Origin of the sequence: Shewanella sp. SR44-3 (assembly GCF_014163735.1) — a bacterium.
In the GTDB taxonomy this organism is placed as follows: domain Bacteria; phylum Pseudomonadota; class Gammaproteobacteria; order Enterobacterales; family Shewanellaceae; genus Shewanella.
In genome coordinates, this window is record NZ_JACJDV010000019.1 from 41,492 (window position 1) to 60,947 (window position 19,456).

General features: G+C 43.2%; 14 protein-coding genes, 7 tRNA genes and 1 riboswitch. Of the genes, 7 read left to right on the forward strand and 14 right to left on the reverse strand.

What is annotated here, in order from left to right:
• Window positions 1–61: 61 nt before the first annotated feature.
• Window positions 62–1,192 carry a patatin-like phospholipase family protein gene (locus tag H5073_RS11025; RefSeq protein ID WP_182679639.1) on the reverse strand — a complete coding sequence of 377 codons (1,131 nt, stop codon included), beginning with the start codon at window positions 1,190–1,192 and terminating at the stop codon, window positions 62–64.
• A 294-nt stretch (window positions 1,193–1,486) separates the two neighbouring features.
• On the opposite strand from H5073_RS11025, the gene H5073_RS11030 reads away from it, so the two are divergent.
• Both H5073_RS11030 and H5073_RS11035 read left to right on the forward strand, forming a co-directional pair.
• On the forward strand, window positions 1,487–3,040 hold the full coding sequence (locus H5073_RS11030) for a DUF3369 domain-containing protein (protein ID WP_182679640.1): 1,554 nt from the start codon (window positions 1,487–1,489) through the stop codon (window positions 3,038–3,040).
• A gap of 7 nt (window positions 3,041–3,047) precedes the next feature.
• Window positions 3,048–4,412, forward strand: coding sequence for a sensor histidine kinase (locus H5073_RS11035; RefSeq protein ID WP_182679641.1), 1,365 nt, complete (start codon window positions 3,048–3,050; stop codon window positions 4,410–4,412).
• Between the two features lie 159 nt (window positions 4,413–4,571).
• On the opposite strand, the gene H5073_RS11040 is transcribed toward H5073_RS11035, so the two are convergent.
• The 5 genes from H5073_RS11040 to H5073_RS11060 all read right to left on the reverse strand — a co-directional run bounded on the left by H5073_RS11040 (window position 4,572) and on the right by H5073_RS11060 (window position 8,790).
• Window positions 4,572–6,293 carry a proline--tRNA ligase gene (locus H5073_RS11040; RefSeq protein ID WP_182679642.1) on the reverse strand — a complete coding sequence of 574 codons (1,722 nt, stop codon included), beginning with the start codon at window positions 6,291–6,293 and terminating at the stop codon, window positions 4,572–4,574.
• A 112-nt stretch (window positions 6,294–6,405) separates the two neighbouring features.
• Entirely contained in the window at window positions 6,406–7,020 is a 615-nt protein-coding gene (locus H5073_RS11045; RefSeq protein WP_182679643.1) for an acyltransferase, read from the reverse strand.
• Window positions 7,020–7,805, reverse strand: coding sequence for a tRNA (N6-threonylcarbamoyladenosine(37)-N6)-methyltransferase TrmO (gene tsaA, locus H5073_RS11050; RefSeq protein ID WP_182679653.1), 786 nt, complete (start codon window positions 7,803–7,805; stop codon window positions 7,020–7,022). The genes H5073_RS11045 and tsaA overlap by 1 nt, the downstream gene beginning before the upstream one ends.
• Window positions 7,806–7,832: 27 nt before the next feature.
• Window positions 7,833–8,225, reverse strand: coding sequence for an Rcs stress response system protein RcsF (rcsF, locus tag H5073_RS11055; protein ID WP_220488041.1), 393 nt, complete (start codon window positions 8,223–8,225; stop codon window positions 7,833–7,835).
• Between the two features lie 157 nt (window positions 8,226–8,382).
• On the reverse strand, window positions 8,383–8,790 hold the full coding sequence (locus H5073_RS11060; RefSeq protein WP_182679644.1) for an H-NS family nucleoid-associated regulatory protein: 408 nt from the start codon (window positions 8,788–8,790) through the stop codon (window positions 8,383–8,385).
• Between the two features lie 683 nt (window positions 8,791–9,473).
• Between H5073_RS11060 and H5073_RS11065 the strand changes: the two genes are divergently transcribed.
• From H5073_RS11065 to H5073_RS11080, 4 genes are all read left to right on the forward strand, one after another.
• A complete protein-coding gene (locus H5073_RS11065) occupies window positions 9,474–10,223 on the forward strand; it encodes an electron transfer flavoprotein subunit beta/FixA family protein (RefSeq protein ID WP_182679645.1) in 750 nt (249 codons plus the stop codon).
• A gap of 1 nt (window position 10,224) precedes the next feature.
• Window positions 10,225–11,148, forward strand: coding sequence for an electron transfer flavoprotein subunit alpha/FixB family protein (locus tag H5073_RS11070; protein WP_182679646.1), 924 nt, complete (start codon window positions 10,225–10,227; stop codon window positions 11,146–11,148).
• Between the two features lie 93 nt (window positions 11,149–11,241).
• Window positions 11,242–11,439: riboswitch (Lysine riboswitch) on the forward strand.
• Window positions 11,440–11,508: 69 nt separating this feature from the next.
• A complete protein-coding gene (locus tag H5073_RS11075) occupies window positions 11,509–13,077 on the forward strand; it encodes a Na+/H+ antiporter NhaC family protein (RefSeq protein WP_182679647.1) in 1,569 nt (522 codons plus the stop codon).
• Window positions 13,078–13,194: 117 nt separating this feature from the next.
• A complete protein-coding gene (locus tag H5073_RS11080; protein WP_182679648.1) occupies window positions 13,195–13,776 on the forward strand; it encodes a thymidine kinase in 582 nt (193 codons plus the stop codon).
• A 148-nt stretch (window positions 13,777–13,924) separates the two neighbouring features.
• On the opposite strand, the gene H5073_RS11085 is transcribed toward H5073_RS11080, so the two are convergent.
• The 8 genes from H5073_RS11085 to gltX form a co-directional block, all read right to left on the reverse strand.
• A complete protein-coding gene (locus tag H5073_RS11085) occupies window positions 13,925–15,715 on the reverse strand; it encodes an acyl-CoA dehydrogenase C-terminal domain-containing protein (RefSeq protein WP_182679649.1) in 1,791 nt (596 codons plus the stop codon).
• Window positions 15,716–15,956: 241 nt separating this feature from the next.
• A tRNA-Glu gene (locus H5073_RS11090) sits at window positions 15,957–16,032 on the reverse strand.
• Window positions 16,033–16,161: 129 nt separating this feature from the next.
• A tRNA-Glu gene (locus H5073_RS11095) sits at window positions 16,162–16,237 on the reverse strand.
• Between the two features lie 327 nt (window positions 16,238–16,564).
• Window positions 16,565–16,640 (reverse strand) — tRNA-Glu (locus tag H5073_RS11100).
• Window positions 16,641–16,930: 290 nt separating this feature from the next.
• Window positions 16,931–17,006: transfer RNA gene (locus H5073_RS11105), tRNA-Ala, on the reverse strand.
• Between the two features lie 38 nt (window positions 17,007–17,044).
• A tRNA-Glu gene (locus tag H5073_RS11110) sits at window positions 17,045–17,120 on the reverse strand.
• Between the two features lie 280 nt (window positions 17,121–17,400).
• A tRNA-Ala gene (locus H5073_RS11115) sits at window positions 17,401–17,476 on the reverse strand.
• Between the two features lie 104 nt (window positions 17,477–17,580).
• Window positions 17,581–19,002 carry a glutamate--tRNA ligase gene (gene gltX / locus H5073_RS11120; protein ID WP_182679650.1) on the reverse strand — a complete coding sequence of 474 codons (1,422 nt, stop codon included), beginning with the start codon at window positions 19,000–19,002 and terminating at the stop codon, window positions 17,581–17,583.
• Between the two features lie 350 nt (window positions 19,003–19,352).
• Here gltX and H5073_RS11125 point away from each other — a divergent pair.
• Window positions 19,353–19,428: transfer RNA gene (locus H5073_RS11125), tRNA-Val, on the forward strand.
• Window positions 19,429–19,456 lie beyond the last annotated feature (28 nt).

A 19,456-nucleotide genomic window follows, 5' to 3' on the forward strand; every position in this document is an offset into this window, starting at 1 on the left:
AGACAAATTATACCTGAAGCGGTTCCTTGAGTCCTGCTGGGATTAGCGCTTTCGCTGTTAGCTATTTTACTGAAATATTAAAGAAGCTTTTTATCTCATCAATTTGCGCCATCGCATCGCTATAACCTAGATTGATAAGGGCGCTGGTGTAGCTTTTTTCAAAAAGTAGATAAGACACAATACTGGAGTCTGATTCCCTTTCAAGCCCTAAAAGCCTTAGCAAGGTTCTGATCGCATAAGGCATATCCTGATAAAACCGTGAGGCAATCAGGCTTAAATCTTCACTGGGTTTAATCACTAATGTCTCGATTGGCCGTAAACTCAGGTCCCGTCGATTCTCTTCTGGGATCAAGCTCAAGGTGGTATTGATGCGCTTTAGCCGTTCTAAGTCACTGTTTAAAGTGTCAGAAAAGATAGTATCCAGCAAGTGACCGGCTATGGTGGCTGTTTTGGGATGGTATTTTAACTCATTATTATTGGCTTTATGGGGGCTGTCTAAGTTAATTACAAAAATTTTATCAGCGCCTAAGTGAATAGGACTGGAAAGCGGTGATAATTGATGCACTGAACCATCACCAAAATAGGCTTGATTAAGTTTTATTGATGGAAACACCATAGGAATGGCGGCGCTTGCCAATAAATGCTCAGTGTTAAGTCTTGATCTTAACCCCGCTCTGCGTGCTCTATGCCAGTCATCAAGACTGTCTTTAGCTTGAAAAAAACTGTAAGAGCGAGAGTCGTTATAGCAAGAGGCGTCAACACTAATTGCTGTTAACGCATTATTAGCAATATTCCTATCAATTCTTTTAAAATCAATTAATTCATTAAGAAGATGCCGAAGTGGATTATTGTCTAGTAAGCTGCCTGCATCGGTGTTAACTCTGCCATCTTGTAAGCCTTTAATGGCCATTTTGCCCAAATGAGCCAACACACCGCCCACGGAAGATTTATAGACTTTTGGGGTTTCAAAATTACGCCATACCCACTCAAGTTTACGTACCCCAAGATGAAAGCAAGATGCATGGGTGGCAAGGGAGGTTGCATTAATCGCCCCAGCAGATGTGCCGCTGATAATCTTAAACGGTACGCCATGGTTGCGTGGATAAAACTGAGCTAAGGCTTTGAGTACCCCAATTTGGTATGCAGCGCGAGAGCCACCACCACCTAGGACGAGCGCTATAGAATCTGACAATGAAAATCCTCACTTCATGGCGTCTTGTATAACACGTGTAGCATTGGCGCAATCATTTAGGAGTTATTAACCTGATTTTTGCTGCGCGCTTTATGCATAACGGTTTGTAATTTTTATCTGACGACACTGTTGATGTTTTTATCTGTGTTACTTGGATAATAAGCTATATTTTCAATATCAAACAATATTATTGGTAAAGATAAATGCCATCAACAATTAATTCTATAGGCTAGAATGATTTACAGGCAGAGCCTAGACCTTGTTTTGGCATTTGGGTAGCGTAAGGAACACTGAGTGGCATTATTTAAAAAATCATCAGCAACTGAGCCTAAAAAAGATGGCAAGACCAATGGCTGCAACCAGTATTGGAAAGTCGTTATTATCGACGATGAACCCGGTATTCATGATGTCACCAAGTTCGCCTTGAGCCATTTTTCACTTGAGGGAAAAACGCTTAAGTTTTATTCCTGCTACAGCGCCGCAGAAGGTTTTGCCTTGATGCGTGATGAGCCCGATATTGCTCTTGCATTTGTCGATGTGGTGATGGAAAACGACCAAGCAGGCTTAGATTTAGTTCATAAAATCCGTAATGAATTGAATAATCATAGTACTAGGATCATTTTGCGTACCGGTCAACCGGGGAGTGCGCCTGAAGAGCAAGTGATCCGTGAATATGACATTAACGATTATAAAGCTAAAACAGAGCTCACCGCCGCTAAACTAAAGTCCTGCGTTTACACTTCGCTGCGCTCTTACCGAGATATTAAAATCATTGAGCAAAGTCAGAAGGGCATGGAGCGAGTGATTTCGGCATCAAGTTCTGTATTACAAAGCAGCACCTTACATAACTTCGGCAGCGCAGTGTTAGAGCAGACCTTGCAGTTGTTGAATTTAGACACTTCAGCACTGTATTTAACCAGTTATCATCAAGATTTGTATCTTGATACTCAAATGACCTTATTGGCCGCTACGGGTGATATGGTCAGTTATCAAGAAATTGAAAATGTAGAGTCACTGCCTGGTGATGTAAAAGAATACATTATTGAAGCCATAGCCCTTAAAACATCGATACTGAATGACAATATTTATGTAGGCTTTTATCAATTTGGTAAAGACGTTACCAGTATTTTATATCTTGAACACAATACTGCATTAACGCCGTTACAGGTGCGTATTTTAGAGCTGTTTGCCGCCAATGTGAGTATTACCTTTGAGAATTTAGCAGGCAAAGAGAATGTGCAGCAGACCCAAAAAGAGCTGATTTTAATTATTGGTGACGCCATAGAGCAGCGCAGCAAAGAGACAGGTGCACACGTACGCCGCGTAGCGATTATGAGTGAAATGTTTGCCGAGCATTTGCAGCTGGCAGAAAGCTTTATTGAGACCATTCGCTATGCTGCTCCTTTGCATGATGTAGGCAAAATTGGGATCCCTGAGAGCATTTTACATAAGCCGGGTAAGCTCGATGAGGTTGAGTGGGAAATCATGAAAACTCATGCCGAAAAAGGCTATAAATTGCTAGCAGAGTCCAATCGTATTATCGCAAAAATGGGCGCCAGAATTGCCTATACTCACCATGAGCGTTGGGATGGTACCGGCTATCCAAGAGGCTTAGTGGGCGATGAAACCCCGATAGAGGGGCGGATTATGGCCATAGTTGACGTGGTCGATGCCTTACTATCAAAGCGCTGCTACAAAGCAGCTTGGCCTGTGGAAAAAGTAAAGGATTACATCATAGAGCAGTCGGGTAAGCAGTTTGATCCTAAGCTCTGTATTGCATGTTTAGCATTAATGGACAGATTTGCGGCAATCCAAAGGGATTTGCCCGATGAAAAATCGGCTGAGTGATATTTTCATGAATAAAGAATTAAAAAATCTATTGTTTGAGATCAGTAAGTCACCCGTGATCGATGACGGTGAATTAGGTTCATCATCTGAGCTTATCATTAATTATATCCATAAAGGTTTGCAGGTGAGCCGTGTGGGGATCTGGTTATTGAACGAGGATAAGCAGCTACTTAAGAGTTATTTACTCAAAGAAGAACATAATATTATCAGCAACATATCCTTTGAACGCTCTGTTTTCCCTGTGTTTTTCAGCGCCTTGGATAAGGAACGTAATTTAGTTATTCACCGGGATGAAGCGGATTACATCAATTCAGAGTTTTTAGACTCCTACTTAATTCCCAATGATATTATCACCATTTTAGCAAGCCCTATTCGTCACCATGGCGAGATGGTCGGAGTATTGATTTGTGAGCGAAAAGGTTCACTAAAGCCCTGGGTCCATGATGATGAGGTGTTTGTGAGTGCACTTGCAGACTGTTTTGGCCGTGCGATGGGGGCCAAAGAGACCCTTACATTCCAGCAGAAACTGGCTCAGGTCAATATCGATCTTGAAGGTCAAGTTGCTCAGCGTACCCAAGCGTTAAATGAAGCTTTAGGTCACTTAAAGGCTACCCAATCGACATTAGTCGAAAGCGAGAAAATGGCGGCGCTGGGTAATTTAGTTGCAGGGGTTTCTCATGAAGTGAATACTCCTCTTGGTATCGCGGTAACATCAGTAAGTCATTGTATTGATGAGCTTAACTTGATTAACAAACGCTTTAAAGATAATGAATTGGCAGAGGAAGATTTTGTGTCTTTTCTAGATACACTTTCAGATGGTTTACATTTGATTGATCGTAACCTCTCAAGGGCTGCAGAATTAGTGCATAATTTTAAGCGTACCGCAGCTGACCAACTCACTTTGGAAAAAGAGCGTTTTAATTTATCCCAATATTTAGGTCAAATTTCAAGTCCCTTAAGGCCGCTGACTCGTAAGCATAATATTCAATTAGATATACAAATCAGTGAAGATATTTTTGTGGAGTCCTACCCCGGCGCCATAGCGCAGATTTTCACTAATCTGGTGTCCAATTGTTTTCGCCATGCGTATCCCGAAGATTTTAGTGGTAACAAGCAAATTGTTCTTGGGGCAGAGCGTTGCGCTGATGAGATAAAAATGTTTTATAAGGATAATGGCAAGGGATTAACTCCAGAAGTAAAAGAGAAAATATTTGAGCCCTTTTTTACCACAGCAAGAAACGCCGGAGGCACTGGGCTTGGTATGTCAATAGTGTTTAACTTAGTCACTCAAACCTTAGGCGGGCGGTTAGCGCTTAACTCTGATGTTGGTAAAGGCTTAGAAATTGATATATTTATTAAAGCGACAGAATAACGTTTTCAGTAAGAATGATGATTGTGACATTAGAAATGACATTAAAAAGATATTAAAAAGCCGCTTAACTTTGAGCATGACTCGATAGGTTAAGCGGCTTTTATGTTAATGGCTGAACAAACGTTGACCAGCCTTTATCGCAGTATTAGTCTGTAGCTTTTAGCCTACTGCTTTTAATGACGATTTAAGAAAATCGACAATTTGATCTAACGGAATATCTTGTTTCTCACCTGTGCGGCGGTTTTTATATTCAAATACGCCAGCATCAATATTGCGATCGCCAATGACGACTACATGGGGTAAGCCAATGAGTTCCATATCGGCAAACATTACGCCTGGGCGCTCTTTACGGTCATCGAGTAACACTTCGATGCCGGCGTCATTTAAGTCTTGATAAAGCTTTTCTGCAATGTCAGCCACGCGATGAGATTTGTGCATGTTCATCGGTAATATGCCCACAGTGAATGGTGCTAAAGCTTCAGGGAGCATTATGCCTCTATCATCATGGTTTTGCTCTATCGCTGCCGCAACTATACGGCTAACGCCGACACCATAACAACCCATTAACATCACTTGTGACTTGCCGTTCTCATCCAATACCGTAGCATTCATGGCTTCTGAGTAATTAGTGCCAAGCTGGAATATATGACCGACTTCAATACCGCGAGCCATAGCATAAGTCCCTAAACCATCAGGGGTGGCTTCGCCTTCGACAACATTACGGATGTCTGCAGCCGTTGCCAGCGGTAAGTCACGCTCCCAGTTGATACCAACAAAATGTTTATCATCTTGGTTAGCACCGGCGGCAAAGTCGCTCATAACGCTAACGCTATGGTCAATAAACACGGGAATGTTCAAGCCAACAGGGCCGATTGAACCTGGACCTGCACCAATGGCTGCACGTATTTGGGCATCAGATGCAAACTCAAGCGGTGAGGCCACTAAGTCAATCTTGTCAGCTTTAACTTCGTTAAGCTCGTGGTCGCCGCGAATAACTAAAGCGATCAGTGGCTGCTCTTCAGTCGACCCTTTAACGATTAGGGTCTTAACCGTGCTAGTGATGGCTAAATTGAACTGTTCAACTAACTCAGCGATAGTCTTAGCATTAGGGGTGTCGATAGTGCTCATCACTTGAGATGGCGCTAGGCGAGTCTGAGTCGGTATAGCGGCTTCTGCTTTCTCAATGTTGGCGGCATAATCGCTACCGGTTGAGTAGGCAATTAAGTCTTCACCGCTGTTAGCAAGCACGTGGAATTCGTGAGAAAGACTGCCACCGATTGAGCCTGTGTCAGCAAGTACGGGACGGAATGCCAGTCCCATACGAGTGAAAATATTGTTATAGGCCGTGAACATTGCCTGATAAGTCTCATCCATGGTGCCTTGGTCTAAATGGAACGAGTAGGCATCTTTCATTAAGAATTCACGGGCACGCATTACGCCAAAACGTGGGCGCACTTCATCGCGAAACTTAGTTTGGATTTGATACAGGCTTAAAGGCAGCTGCTTATATGAGCTGACTTCTTTACGCACAAGATCTGTGATCACTTCTTCATGGGTTGGGCCAAGAACAAAATCACGATTGTGTCTGTCTTGGAAGCGCAGCAGTTCAGGACCAAATTTTTCCCAGCGACCGGTTTCAACCCATAAGTCAGCCGGTTGAACTAGGGGCATCAGAATTTCAATGGCGCCAGCCTTGTTCATTTCTTCACGCACTATGGCCTCAACTTTACGTAATACACGTAAGCCAGAGGGCAACCAGCTGTAAAGACCTGAAGCGTTACGACGGATCATACCCGCGCGCAGCATTAACTGATGACTTATCACCTCTGCATTTGCAGGTGTTTCTTTTAGTGTTGAAAGCAGGTACTTGCTAACTCGCATTCCCGATGTCCAATTAGTAGCTATGAATGAGCGTCATTTTAGCAGCTAGTAGGCTGATGTCACCTGATAATTAAAGGGATTGCACACAAACTTGGGAAGGGGTGATGGGGGGTTATGTTTTATCGCGTCTGTCACCAATGATTCGGGCAGGATTGCCGGCAACGATGGCAAAGTCGGCCACATCTTTAGTGACAATCGCCCCCATGCCAATCACGGCGTGATGGCCTATTGTCACGCCATCGACTATGCCAGCTTGGGCACCAATCCACACATCTTCACCTATGACAATTCCCTTAGAGGAAACCGCTTGTTGATAGATGGGCGCATCCATGGCCATGCCGTGATTGAAGGCGTAAATGGTGACATTATTAGCAATACGGGTTTTATTGCCAATAATAATGCCTGCACGGCCACCATCGAGACTGCAACCGTGATTGATCGCGACTTCATCCCCAAGAGTAATAGGACCATGAATAAAGACATCGGCAGCAATCATGCACAAGTTACCGATATGGATGTCGCGTCCGGGCTCTGCAAACAGTTTGGCTTCTGGGGCGATAAAGCATCGCTCGCCTATGTGAATCGTTTCCAGCTGTTTAAGTCTTGCTTGCACTTTATCTTGCCAAGGCTTAGCCCATACTAAATGTTTTTCTTTTAAGGAAAAGTACAGCCAAGGCATCCATGACAGTCGCTGTTTGTGTTGGCTTTGATAATCCAGCGCCTCCATTAAGCCTCCTTGAGCTTTGCAAAATTTGCAGACTTAAGCTCTATAACTTCAATGTTGGCGTCAACAAGGTGCCAGAAAATGTCTAAATCATAGAGAGCGACTTGGTATAATTTTCTGTCTAGCTTAGCTTTTTTGTAAGCAGGGCGTGGATCTTGGGATAGCACCCCTTGGATGAGTTGTTTAAGATCGCCATACTGAGTTTGGGAGCCATAATAATCGACTTGTGTGGCTGCTAAGGATGAAAAACTCACATCAATGAGCTCTGGTGCCTCTTGGGCAATGCCGCCACTGGCATCAATAATGGCATCAGAGAAGGGGATATAGGGCTTAATATCAATGATAGGGGTGCCGTCGAGTAAATCCATGCCGGATATTTCTAAGCACACTTTGCCTTTGCGCTGTACCACGCCATGAAGGCGCACCACAGATTGACCTATACCATTGGGTCTGAAGGTTGAGCGAGTGGCAAACACCCCGAGCTTTTCATTGCCGCCTAAACGTGGCGGCCTGACCGTGGTTTTCCAGCCTTGGCTTAAGTTTTCATGAAAACAAAATAACAGCCAAAGATGTGAGTATTGTTCTATGCCACGTACCGCATCTAGGTGATTAACGTCAGAGGTTAATTCAATATAACCTCTGGCATCGACCAACCCCGGTTGCCTTGGAATACCAAATTTTTGCTTATAAGGACTGCGGCAAATCGCAATAGCATTAATGGTATTGCTAAATATTGACTCTTGGGTTGCAGTTTTAGCGTTACTTGGCACTGAATTAATATCCGACATAAGCTTAAATTGGGTATCCAAATACTGTTATTGCTGATTTATTTTAATTGCTTGCGCCACACATAAGGCGCGGCTTACGCAATCTTGTTCTGCAATTTCAATAAGCTGACAACGTTGAATTATGATGCCGTTAGCGCCTAGATCGGCGGCGGCACGCCTTGCTAGGGTTTTAGCTTCGATAATTGAGGCTGGAGCATCGGTTGCCTTAAATTGACAGGTTTCACCACTGACTAATGTTAAGCGTTTAAAAGGAGCATTGGGTAAAGTTTTTCCATCAAATACCGCAACTTGGCTGGGCTTAAAATAATCGTCAATGGCCTTAGGGTCTAAGTTACTTTTAAATGCATAGTCGCCTGCACAGGCAGTGAGTAACAAAGAAACCGCTGCGCAACTTAAATTGCGTATAGAGAATAAAGACATAAACCTAACCTAAAAATGAGGAGTGAGACGTTAGTTTAACCTGTCTTAAAAGTCTGAGAAAGTTTTAGTGATATGAGAGGCTGAAATAAAAAGCCTGCATAAATGCAGGCTTTAAAGTCAAATGTGCGTAGCGCCACTAAAATGGTGGCTAGAAAACTTATTCCATGCCTGGGATTAAGAAGTTTTCCATTTTTTTGCCTTGTTCTAGCTGAGTTTTAAATACTGTCGGCATACGACCTTGGCCTGTCCACTGGATCAGTTCGCCATCAACTGTTATCTGGTATTTAGCTGGACGTGGCGCACGCTTTTTAGCGGGGGCTTTAGTGATTGCAACATCGCCCAAGTCATTAATCGATAAACCATTGTTTTCGATTTGCGCTAAAATTTCAGCAATTTTAGCATTACGTTCAGCATTAGCTGCCGTTTCTGCTTGTTCTTCTGCTTCACGTTCAATAATGACTTTCTCTAGCTTAACGGCTAAATCACGTAAGTCAGTTAGGGCTAGTTCTTTCACTGCAGCTTTAAAACGGCGTCCGTGAGTTAGAATACTTAAAAAATCGCTCATGTCTGTGTTCATCCTAATCTGAAGGTAATGGGTCTTGTTGGCATTATAGTCGCTAATTTAGCTCAAGGACGTTAACTGTTTGCTTAAGCTAATAAGTAATATCGTCAAAGTATCTCACGAAATCAGCTAATCAACTTAGTTTTACTTCAACATGAATATTTATCAAATTAGGCACGAGAACCATGAGTTAAGAAGTAAATATTTATCTTAAGGCTAAATGTCGGATGAAAGTCAACCTTGTTATTAACCTAAATTATAGATAAAAACATATCTTATGGTGTTTAATGTGTATCTCAAATTTCTTGAGGAGAGTGCCTAACTCTAATCTTCATATTCTAAGTGTTAGCTTAAATTTTCATGAGCTCTATAAATAGTAATGAGAATTACAAGCGAATATGCCACGGCTAAACTTAATGATAGAAACTAATATATTTATAATCAAACCAAATTACATCTTAATTAGGAATTAAATAAAAATAATTACCCAAAAGTTATAAAAAAGGACAATTAATATAATTTTCATCACACTTTTGGGTGACTTTTGTGAATGCAAGGCTTAAAAAATGCAAACGCTTGTTTAACATTGGTTGACGTTAACGTCAACAGGACGTAAAGTTGGCCTGTCTCGCATTGGGTCCACCAATGCTCAATCCACATACATTGAAGGTGTAGAAGGAAGCCCTATGAAAGTATTGGTGCCAGTAAAACGCGTAGTCGATGCCAATGTGAAAGTCAGGGTTAAAGCTGACAACACAAATGTTGATACGGCCAATTTGAAAATGGCCTTAAACCCTTTCTGTGAAATTGCTGTCGAAGAAGCGGTTCGCCTTAAAGAAGCAGGTAGTGCTACTGAGGTTGTTGTTGTCAGTATCGGTACTAAAGCCGTACAAGAACAGCTAAGGACGGCGATGGCTCTTGGGGCTGACAGAGCCATTCACATTGAAACTGACGAAGAGTTAGTCCCGTTATCTATTGCAAAACTGCTTCTTGCTATCCAGCAAAAAGAGCAAGCAGGGTTAGTGATTTTTGGTAAGCAATCTATTGATGGTGATAATAACCAAACCGGACAAATGCTAGCTGCCCTTGCAGGTATGCCACAGGCAACCTTTGCTTCTGAATTGAAAATCGACGCTAATAACGCCACTGTTACTCGTGAAGTTGATGGTGGTTTACAGACCTTGACCATGCCATTACCTGCGGTAGTGACGGTCGATTTACGCTTAAATGAGCCACGCTATGCTTCTTTACCTAATATTATGAAGGCAAAGCGCAAGCCGCTGGATGTGATTACGATGGCCGATTTAGGTGTGAGCTTAAAAGAACACCAGAAAGTGCTTAAAGTGACACCGCCGTCTGAGCGTAAAGCCGGGATCATGGTTGCCTCTGTAGAAGAGTTGATCGAGAAATTAAAAACTGAAGCGAAGGTGATTTAACATGGCCATTCTAGTCCTAGCTGAACATGATAATACTCATTTAAAATTAGACACTGCCAAAGTTGTCAGTGCGGCCAAAGCAATAGGCACTGAAATTCACCTTTTGGTAGCAGGCTTTGAATGTGCTGAAGTGGTTACCTTTGCTAAAGCCTTAGATGGCGTTAGTAAGGTATTGGTCGCTGATGCAGCGGTTTACCAAGCGCAACTGGCTGAAAACCTGGCGGCTTTAGTGTTAACCTTGGCTGATGATTACGAGCATATTCTCAGCGCAGCTTCAAGTGTGGGTAAAGATACTTTGCCACGGATTGCGGCGTTATTGGATGTTTCACAAATCTCTGAAGTTGTTGCTGTCGTAAGTAATGATACTTTTGTGCGTCCAATCTACGCGGGTAACGCATTAGCCACAGTGCAGAGTTTAGATAGCAAGAAAGTGATGACAGTGCGCTCCAGTGCATTTGATGTCGCCGCATCTAGCGGTAATGCTGACGTAGTAACTTTAACTCAGGTGATTGAAGCTAAAACGGCTTTTGTATCACAGGAGCTCACCGTCTCGGCGCGTCCTGAGCTCGGCAGCGCTGGCATTATTGTTTCTGGTGGTCGCGGTATGGGCAGTAGTGAGAACTTTGCTCTACTTGAGACCTTAGCCGATAAGTTAGGCGCGGCTGTTGGCGCTTCACGTGCAGCTGTAGATGCAGGCTTTGTGCCTAACGATTTACAGGTCGGGCAGACAGGTAAAATTGTTGCCCCAGATCTATATATCGCTGTGGGTATTTCTGGCGCTATTCAGCATCTTGCGGGTATGAAAGACTCCAAAGTGATTGTTGCAATCAATAAAGATCCAGAAGCGCCAATCTTCCAAGTGGCAGATTATGGCTTAGAAGCTGATTTATTCGAGGCTGTTCCTGCACTGAGTAACTTGCTTTAATTTGTGAACTAAATCACACTAAGCGGCTGTGAGTTAGCATACTCACAGCCGCTTATGTTTATATGTGCCCGCGTTGAGTTAACTCAATGCACCCTTAGAGGTAGAGGTGCGCTAATTATAAGTAGTGATCAGTAGGGTGATGCCTAAGATCGTTCACGAAAGGAGTTAGTGCCGAAGTAGTGGGATCCATCTTGGTCAACTGCTGGTGTTGCTGTTGAATAAGCACAATACTGCCATGGTGTTTTTTATCAGGAAGATAGAAAATTTATACCGTGGAGCGCTACTGATAGGACAGGTGTTTAATGTTGTTCCTGCCACCGGTTCAGTTGCCTCCATACGTTTGTATTAAAGAAAATTACAATGAACCTAATAACTTACTCCGATTCGGCGCTTTCTTTACTGCCGCCTTTAGTAGCCATCATCTTGGCTATTTTAACTCGTCATGTACTTTTATCTCTTGGTCTTGGGATCTTGGCTGGTGCCTTACTGCTTAATGATTTTGCTCTGCTTGCAAGTGGTGAATTTGTCGCACAAAGCGTCAGCGGCTTAGTGTGGAGTGATGGCGCACTCAACAGCTGGAATTTATATATCATAGGTTTCTTGATTGTGCTTGGTATGATCACCGCCTTGATAACCGTCAGCGGCTCAGCACGAGCATTTGCAGAGTGGGCGAGGCTACGCATTCGCAGTAAGCGTGATGCAAAACTGCTGACAATATTTTTAGGCTGTGTCGTATTTATTGACGATTATTTTAATAGTTTAGTGGTTGGCGCCATTTCACGTCCCATTACAGACAGATACCATGTGTCGCGAGCCAAACTTGCCTATATTTTGGATTCTACGGCAGCGCCTGTGTGTGTGTTATCGCCGATTTCTAGCTGGGGAGCATACATTATAGCCCTTATCGGCGGCATTTTAACGGCTCATGGTTTTGCAGGCTCTGGGCATTTAAGCTTGTTTGTGCAGATGATCCCGATGAATTTCTACGCCATTTTTGCTTTGTTGCTGCTGCTGTGTGTGACTATGTTTGGCTTGGATGTTGGTCCAATGCGTAAACATGAGATGAATGCTAAAAAAGGCGAGCTGTTTGATGAATCTAAAGGCACGCCTCCAGGCGCGAGTGCTGATTTACCTGAAGCTGATACTGGCAGCGTATTAGGTTTATTCTTACCCATTTTAATGTTGGTCCTAGGGACTTGTTATTTTATGGTTGCAAGTGGCGCCAGCGCGCTTGAAGCTGCCAATCTAGAATTTAGTTTATTGGGTGCCTTTGAGAAAACCGATGTTAGCTCATCGCTATTTTTTGGTGCACTCATTGGTTTTGCTGTGACGTTAATATTAAGCCTAGTGCAGAAAATAGAGCTTAAGATGATTGTTACTGGCTTGACCTTAGGCGCACGCTCTATGTTGCCAGCCATTTATATTTTATTGTTTGCTTGGACTATTGCCGCCGTTATTGGGCAACTAGAAACCGGTAAATACATGGCAAGCCTAGCCACAAGTGGCGATATTCCATTTGCACTGTTACCTGCGGTGTTATTTATTCTAGCGGGGATAACGGCATTCTCAACCGGCACAAGTTGGGGCACGTTCGGTATTATGTTACCGATTGCAGCTGATATGGCCATGGGCAGTGACAGCACTATGATGTTGCCTATGTTATCAGCAGTCTTGGCTGGCGCTGTGTTTGGCGATCATTGTTCGCCGATTTCAGATACCACTATTTTATCTTCAACGGGTGCGAGTTGCCATCATATCGACCATGTGGTGACTCAACTGCCTTATGCGCTTATTGCAGCCATGATAAGCCTTATTGGTTACTTGGTTTTAGGCTTCAGTCAGTCATTGCTTTATAGTCTAGCGGCGGCAAGCGGGCTATTTGTAATAAGTGTATTTATTCTCAAAATAAAAGCTAATCGCTATTTCTGATCTGAAATAGACGTGATTAACAATGCCGTCAACCTAAAAGTTACGGCATTTTTATTATGGATATAGGTATAATCATCCCCATAGTGGCTGTTTTCACCTCATTAAAGGACATGTATTTTGGCGCAACTTTATTTTTATTATTCAGCGATGAATGCGGGTAAGTCGACTTCATTATTACAATCATCATATAACTACCGCGAGCGCGGAATGAATACCTTAGTGATGACAGCATCGATTGATAACCGCTACGGCATAGGCAAGGTTGCGTCTAGAATAGGGTTGCAAACTGAAGCCCAAGTGTTTGGTGAAGGCGATAACTTAATTGAATTAGTTGAGTCAACTCACCTGAAAACTAAACTGCATTGCGTATTAGTCGATGAAAGCCAGTTTTTAAGTAAAGAGCAAGTGAGACAATTAACCCATGTAGTGGATAATTTGGATATTCCAGTGTTGTGTTATGGCCTTCGCAGTGACTTTCAAGGTGAATTATTTACCGGCAGCCAGTATTTATTAGCTTGGGCTGACAAGTTAGTTGAGCTTAAAACCATCTGCCATTGTGGCCGCAAGGCGAATATGGTGGTACGTCTTGATGGCGAAGGCAAACCAATGCGAGAAGGTGAGCAAGTTGCCATTGGCGGCAATGAGAGTTACGAATCAGTGTGCCGTAAGCATTTTCGTGAGTTTTTGTGGGATTGTTAGTCTGTGGGATTAATATCTAATTAGATTAATCGCCTGCAAGATTAAGAATTAACAATAAAAAACAGCTTCAATTGAAGCTGTTTTTTATTGTGGCTTACACAAAGCAGGTTGTGATTTACTGGAGTAACTCACAACTTAAATGTGCTACTTAGAAATATTGATCATTAAACTGTGTTATTTGAGTGCTTGAGGCCTCTATTTGCAGCCTTAGACTTTTAGCTTGGCTACCCCAATAGCTCATAAAGAAGCTTGCAGTTTGCAGTTTAGCTTGATAAAAATCTGCATCTTCTGGCTCAGCTGCTAACGCTGTTATCGCAGTGTCAGCCATTCGGGTCCACATCCAAGCAAGGGTGGTTATCCCCAACAGTTTCATATAGGGCATAGACGCTGCTCCTAGGCTATCTGGCGATGTGTTGGCAAGGCTTACGATATGAGCCGTGGCTTTTTCAAGTTCAGTGGCGGCACTCATTAAACCTGTAATATAAGGGGTAAGTTGAGGTTTATCTTGGCGACGCTGAACAAAATCTTTCACCAAACCTTGCCATAAGCCTAAGGCTTGGCCTTTATCACTTAAGAGTTTTCTGCCCACCAAATCCAGCGCCTGTACTCCATTAGTGCCTTCGTAGATCATTGCAATGCGGATGTCTCTGACAAATTGCTCCATGCCCCATTCATTAATGTAACCGTGGCCGCCAAACACTTGTTGTGCATCGACGCAGGCATTAAACCCTTCTTGGGTCACAAACCCCTTTACTATGGGGGTAAATAAAGCTGCCAATGCCGAAGCTTGTTTAGCTTTAACCGGGTCGTTATGGCGCTCGGCTTCATCGAGCCATAAAGCTTGCTGGCCCATAAGCGCGCGTGCACCTTCATTAAATGATTTTTGCGACAATAACATACGGCGAATGTCGCCATGGACCAAAATGCTATCAGCGGCTTGCTGTGGCTGTTTAGCACCGCTTAGTGCCCGACCTTGAATACGATCTTTAGCATAGGCGAGGGCATTTTGATAGGCAATATCTGATACACCAAGCCCCTGGATACCTACCCCAAGCCGTGCTTGATTCATCATGGTAAACATAGCCTTAAGCCCTTGATGAGCATCGCCAATCAGTTCACCAATCGCACCATCAAAGTGCATGACACAGGTTGAATTACCGTGGATCCCCATCTTATGTTCAAGACCTGTGGCACTGAGGCTATTAAGTGCCCCTAAACTGCCATCGGCATTCACTAGATATTTAGGCACTGCGAACAAAGAAATGCCTTTAACGCCAGCAGGGGCATCGGGCAAGCGTGCCAACACTAGATGAACAATGTTGTCGGCAAGGTCGTGATCGCCTGAGGAGATGAATATTTTTTCGCCGCTGATGGAAAATGTTGTTTCACTCACAGGAACGGCTTTGGTTCGCAGTAAGGCCAAGTCGGTTCCAGCATGGGATTCCGTTAAGTTCATGGTGCCAGTCCATTCCCCACTGACAAGCTTTGGCAAGTATTTCTGCTTTAAGGCTTCATTCCCGTGGGCATGAATGGCGCTGTAGGCACCATGAGTTAAGCCAGGATACATGGCAAATGCCATATTGGTAGCCGTTTTCATTTCGGTGGCAAAGGTACCAACCACTTCGGGCAGTCCTTGACCACCAAATTCAGGTGTGCAGGTTAAGGTTGCCCAGCCGTTATCGACATACTGGCGATAGGCTGAGATAAATCCTTCTGGAGTGGTGACTTTGCCATCTTTAAGACTGCAACCTTGCAAGTCGCCACTTGCATTAATTGGCAGCATAACATCAGTGGCAAAATCGGCAACACCTTGTAAGATAGCGTCAATAAGCTCAGGGTCAAAATCATCGAAGCCTTTCAACTCATCTTGCTGATAAATATTGAGTAGTTCAGAAAGAATGAATTGATAATCTCTAAGTGGCGCTTGATAGATAGGCATAGTTCGGTTCCTTGGATTAAGAGTTCCTTGTTGTTTGCCATTAATCTAGCGAATGTTGAGCAAAAACTCAGCATTTATTTTTTAAAACGTTTGTTTAGGATCACATAAATACCGAACAATATGGTTATTTAACCTCATCTCTTAACCCGATTTGAGGTTAAATAAGAATATTCAGATTAGAATGTGGCAAAATAGTGAGCTAAATGAAAGGCATAAAAAAACCACCTTGCGGTGGTTAATTTGGTATCCCATAGGGGATTCGAACCCCTGTTACCGCCGTGAAAGGGCGGTGTCCTAGGCCTCTAGACGAATGGGACACTAGTCATGCTTTATACTCTGCACTGAGAGTGAATACTCGTTAATGTCTGTAGGCTAAACATCAACGCTATTTTAGATTTTCAAACGTTATCGAAAATATTTCGAATCACGTTCAACCATCAAAAATATGGTATCCCATAGGGGATTCGAACCCCTGTTACCGCCGTGAAAGGGCGGTGTCCTAGGCCTCTAGACGAATGGGACACAGTTGATACGTTATACTCTGTATCGAGTGAATACTCATTGATGTCTGTAGGCTAAACATCAGTGCTAATTACCTATATCAAGCGCTAAAACCCTAAGGATTTGGCCCCTGTTACCGCCGACTCTTTATAAACTAAAGTGGGCGATGTCCTATGCTCTATTTCTAGACGAATGGGACACAGTTGATACCTTATACTCTGTATCGAGTGAATACTCATTGATGTCTGTAGGCACTTTTGGTAACCAAGAATATCAATGCTATTTAGATCATTAAACGCTTTTTTCGAAAACAATTGCTTCGAATCATGTTCAACCATCTTAAAAAAGTGGTATCCCATAGGGGATTCGAACCCCTGTTACCGCCGTGAAAGGGCGGTGTCCTAGGCCTCTAGACGAATGGGACACAGTTGATACCTTATACTCTGTATCGAGTGAATACTCATAGATGTCTGTAGGCTAAACATCAGTGCTAATTACCTATATCAAGCGCTAAAATCCTAAGGATTCAAACCCCTGTTACCGCCGACTCTTTATAAACCAAAGTGGGCGGTGTCCTATGTTCTATGTTCTATTTCTAGACGAATGGGACACAGTTGATACGTTATACTCTGTATCGAGTGAATACTCATTGATGTCTGTAGCCACTCTTGGTAACCAAGAATATCAATGTTAATTTGCTTTATTTAGCAAACTTGGTGGAGCTACACGGGATCGAACCGTGGACCTCTTCACTGCCAGCGAAGCGCTCTCCCAGCTGAGCTATAGCCCCGAATATAAAATCTCGGTTGATACCAAAACTTAAAAAAGTGGTATCCCATAGGGGATTCGAACCCCTGTTACCGCCGTGAAAGGGCGGTGTCCTAGGCCTCTAGACGAATGGGACACAGTTGATACGTTATACTCTGTATCGAGTGAATACTCATAGATGCCTGTAGGCTAAACATCAATGCTAATTGCTACATAATGAATAACAAGGATTCGACCCCTGTTACCGCCGACTCTTTATAAACCAGAGTGGGCGGTGTCCTATATTCTATTTCTAGACGAATGGGACACAGTTGATACGTTATACTCTGTATCGAGTGAATACTCATTGATATCTGTAGGCACTCTTGTTAACCAAGAATATCAATGCTTTCATCTAATAAAGATGCTTAAGTAAGTGGTGGAGCTACACGGGATCGAACCGTGGACCTCTTCACTGCCAGCGAAGCGCTCTCCCAGCTGAGCTATAACCCCGACTTACTTAATCTGCTTTTGGATACGCCACCAGAATTACTGACCACGTGTCTCAACTGCGAGGCGCATTCTATGCAGCATACCCAAAAGTGTCAACTCGTTTTTTAGGAATTTATTCTATCTGCTACAAAATCAATCGCTTTGGATATTCTTTGCTCAGATCTATCTTTTCCAATTAAAAATAAGGTTAAATCTAGCGCAGGTGACTGGCCTGCGCCTGTCACAGCAACACGCAGTGGCATACCCACTTTACCCATTCCAACCTCAAGTTCAGTGGCGGTATCTTCAATTGCTTGATGAATTGCACTGACAGACCATTCAGTTAAAGCTGCTAATTTAGCCTTTATTAAGGTTAATGGCTCAAGGGCCACACCGCGCAAATGCTTTTTAGCTTGAGCTTCATCAAAGTCAGTGAAGTCTTCAAAGAAGTAACGGCTTGATTCAGCCAATTCTTTTAATGTCTTGGCGCGCTCTGAAAGTGCAGTAACAATTTGCGCTAATGCAGGGCCATTCGTCGTGTCAATTTTTTGATCTTCCATATGCCAAGCTAAGTGACTTGCGACATATTCAGGATCAAGGGTTTTAATATAGTGCTGATTCAACCAAATCAGTTTATCGGTATTAAACGCAGAGGCCGCTTTGTTGATATCATCCAGCTTAAAGTACTGCTTCATTTCTTCCATTGAGAAGATTTCTTGGTCGCCATGAGACCAGCCCAAACGCACTAAATAGTTCAACAGGGCTTCGGGTAAATATCCGTCATCACGATATTGCATTACACCAACAGCACCATGGCGTTTAGATAGCTTAGCGCCATCATCACCTAAAATCATCGACACATGAGCATATTCAGGAATTGGTGCCCCGAGTGCTTTAAGGATGTTGATTTGACGCGGAGTATTGTTGATGTGATCTTCCCCGCGCACAACGCTGGTGATACCCATATCCCAATCATCAACAACGACACAGAAGTTGTAGGTTGGCACACCATCGGTACGTTGAATAATTAAATCGTCCAACATGTCATTAGAAATTTCGATACGGCCGCGGACATGGTCATCAAAAATAACGCTGCCTTCAGTTGGATTTTTAAAACGGATAACGAATGGCTCGTCAGTGTCTCTTGCTGCTAAGTTGCGGCAACAACCGTCATACTTTTGTTGTAAACCCGCAGCAGCTTGCTCTTCACGCATAGCTTCAATGCGTTCACGTGAACAATAACATTTATAGACAGTGCCTTTCTCTAGCATCTGAGCAATAATTTCGTGGTAACGATCAAAACGTTTGGTCTGGTAATAAGGACCTTCATCCCAAGTCAAACCTAACCAGTTCATGCCATCAAGAATGGCATCACAAGCAGCTTGTGTTGAGCGTTCTATATCCGTGTCTTCTATACGAAGCACAAATTCACCGTTATTAGCACGAGCTTCAAGCCATGAGTAAAGTGCTGTACGGGCACCACCAACGTGAAGAAAGCCAGTTGGGCTTGGGGCAAAGCGCGTTTTAGTTATCGCAGGAGTTGTCATAATCGGACACTAACCTATTTAAAAACGTCTTGAAGAAGACAAATATAAAATGTGGCGCTTATTCTAACAGTCAAACATCCTAGTGGAAATGTTTCTCATATAAACAATCTCAGTAAAATGCACGATAAGCCCAAAGGCTTAAATAGCAGGGCTAAATGATGAAACTAACGATGCAGTGGAAGTTTATAGCGTGAAATAACGCTATTTTATGCTTACAAGCCATTAAAGTGAGTTTTAGTTTGTTTAACAAAACAACAAATAGCGTAAATTTGCTGCGGACAAATATTTTTTCGTCGAAAAGCGTTGACAGGTTTTACTCGCCCCCTATAATACGGCCCCACACAGCATGAGGTCGCTTAGCTCAGCTGGGAGAGCACCTCCCTTACAAGGAGGGGGTCACTGGTTCGAGCCCAGTAGCGACCACCATAGCTTCATTGATGAAGTTATTTTTATG

Excerpts from the sequence above, each read along its gene's own strand:
- H5073_RS11060 (WP_182679644.1), bottom strand. The coding sequence starts at position 8,790 with ATGAGCGATTTTTTAAGTATTCTAACTCACGGACGCCGTTTTAAAGCT.
- H5073_RS11075 (WP_182679647.1), top strand. The coding sequence starts at position 11,509 with ATGAACCTAATAACTTACTCCGATTCGGCGCTTTCTTTACTGCCGCCT.
- H5073_RS11045 (WP_182679643.1), bottom strand. The coding sequence starts at position 7,020 with ATGGAGGCGCTGGATTATCAAAGCCAACACAAACAGCGACTGTCATGG.
- H5073_RS11035 (WP_182679641.1), top strand. The coding sequence starts at position 3,048 with ATGAATAAAGAATTAAAAAATCTATTGTTTGAGATCAGTAAGTCACCC.
- H5073_RS11040 (WP_182679642.1), bottom strand. The coding sequence starts at position 6,293 with ATGCGAGTTAGCAAGTACCTGCTTTCAACACTAAAAGAAACACCTGCA.
- tsaA (WP_182679653.1), bottom strand. The coding sequence starts at position 7,805 with ATGTCGGATATTAATTCAGTGCCAAGTAACGCTAAAACTGCAACCCAA.
- H5073_RS11085 (WP_182679649.1), bottom strand. The coding sequence starts at position 15,715 with ATGCCTATCTATCAAGCGCCACTTAGAGATTATCAATTCATTCTTTCT.
- H5073_RS11065 (WP_182679645.1), top strand. The coding sequence starts at position 9,474 with ATGAAAGTATTGGTGCCAGTAAAACGCGTAGTCGATGCCAATGTGAAA.
- H5073_RS11070 (WP_182679646.1), top strand. The coding sequence starts at position 10,225 with ATGGCCATTCTAGTCCTAGCTGAACATGATAATACTCATTTAAAATTA.
- rcsF (WP_220488041.1), bottom strand. The coding sequence starts at position 8,225 with ATGTCTTTATTCTCTATACGCAATTTAAGTTGCGCAGCGGTTTCTTTG.
- gltX (WP_182679650.1), bottom strand. The coding sequence starts at position 19,002 with ATGACAACTCCTGCGATAACTAAAACGCGCTTTGCCCCAAGCCCAACT.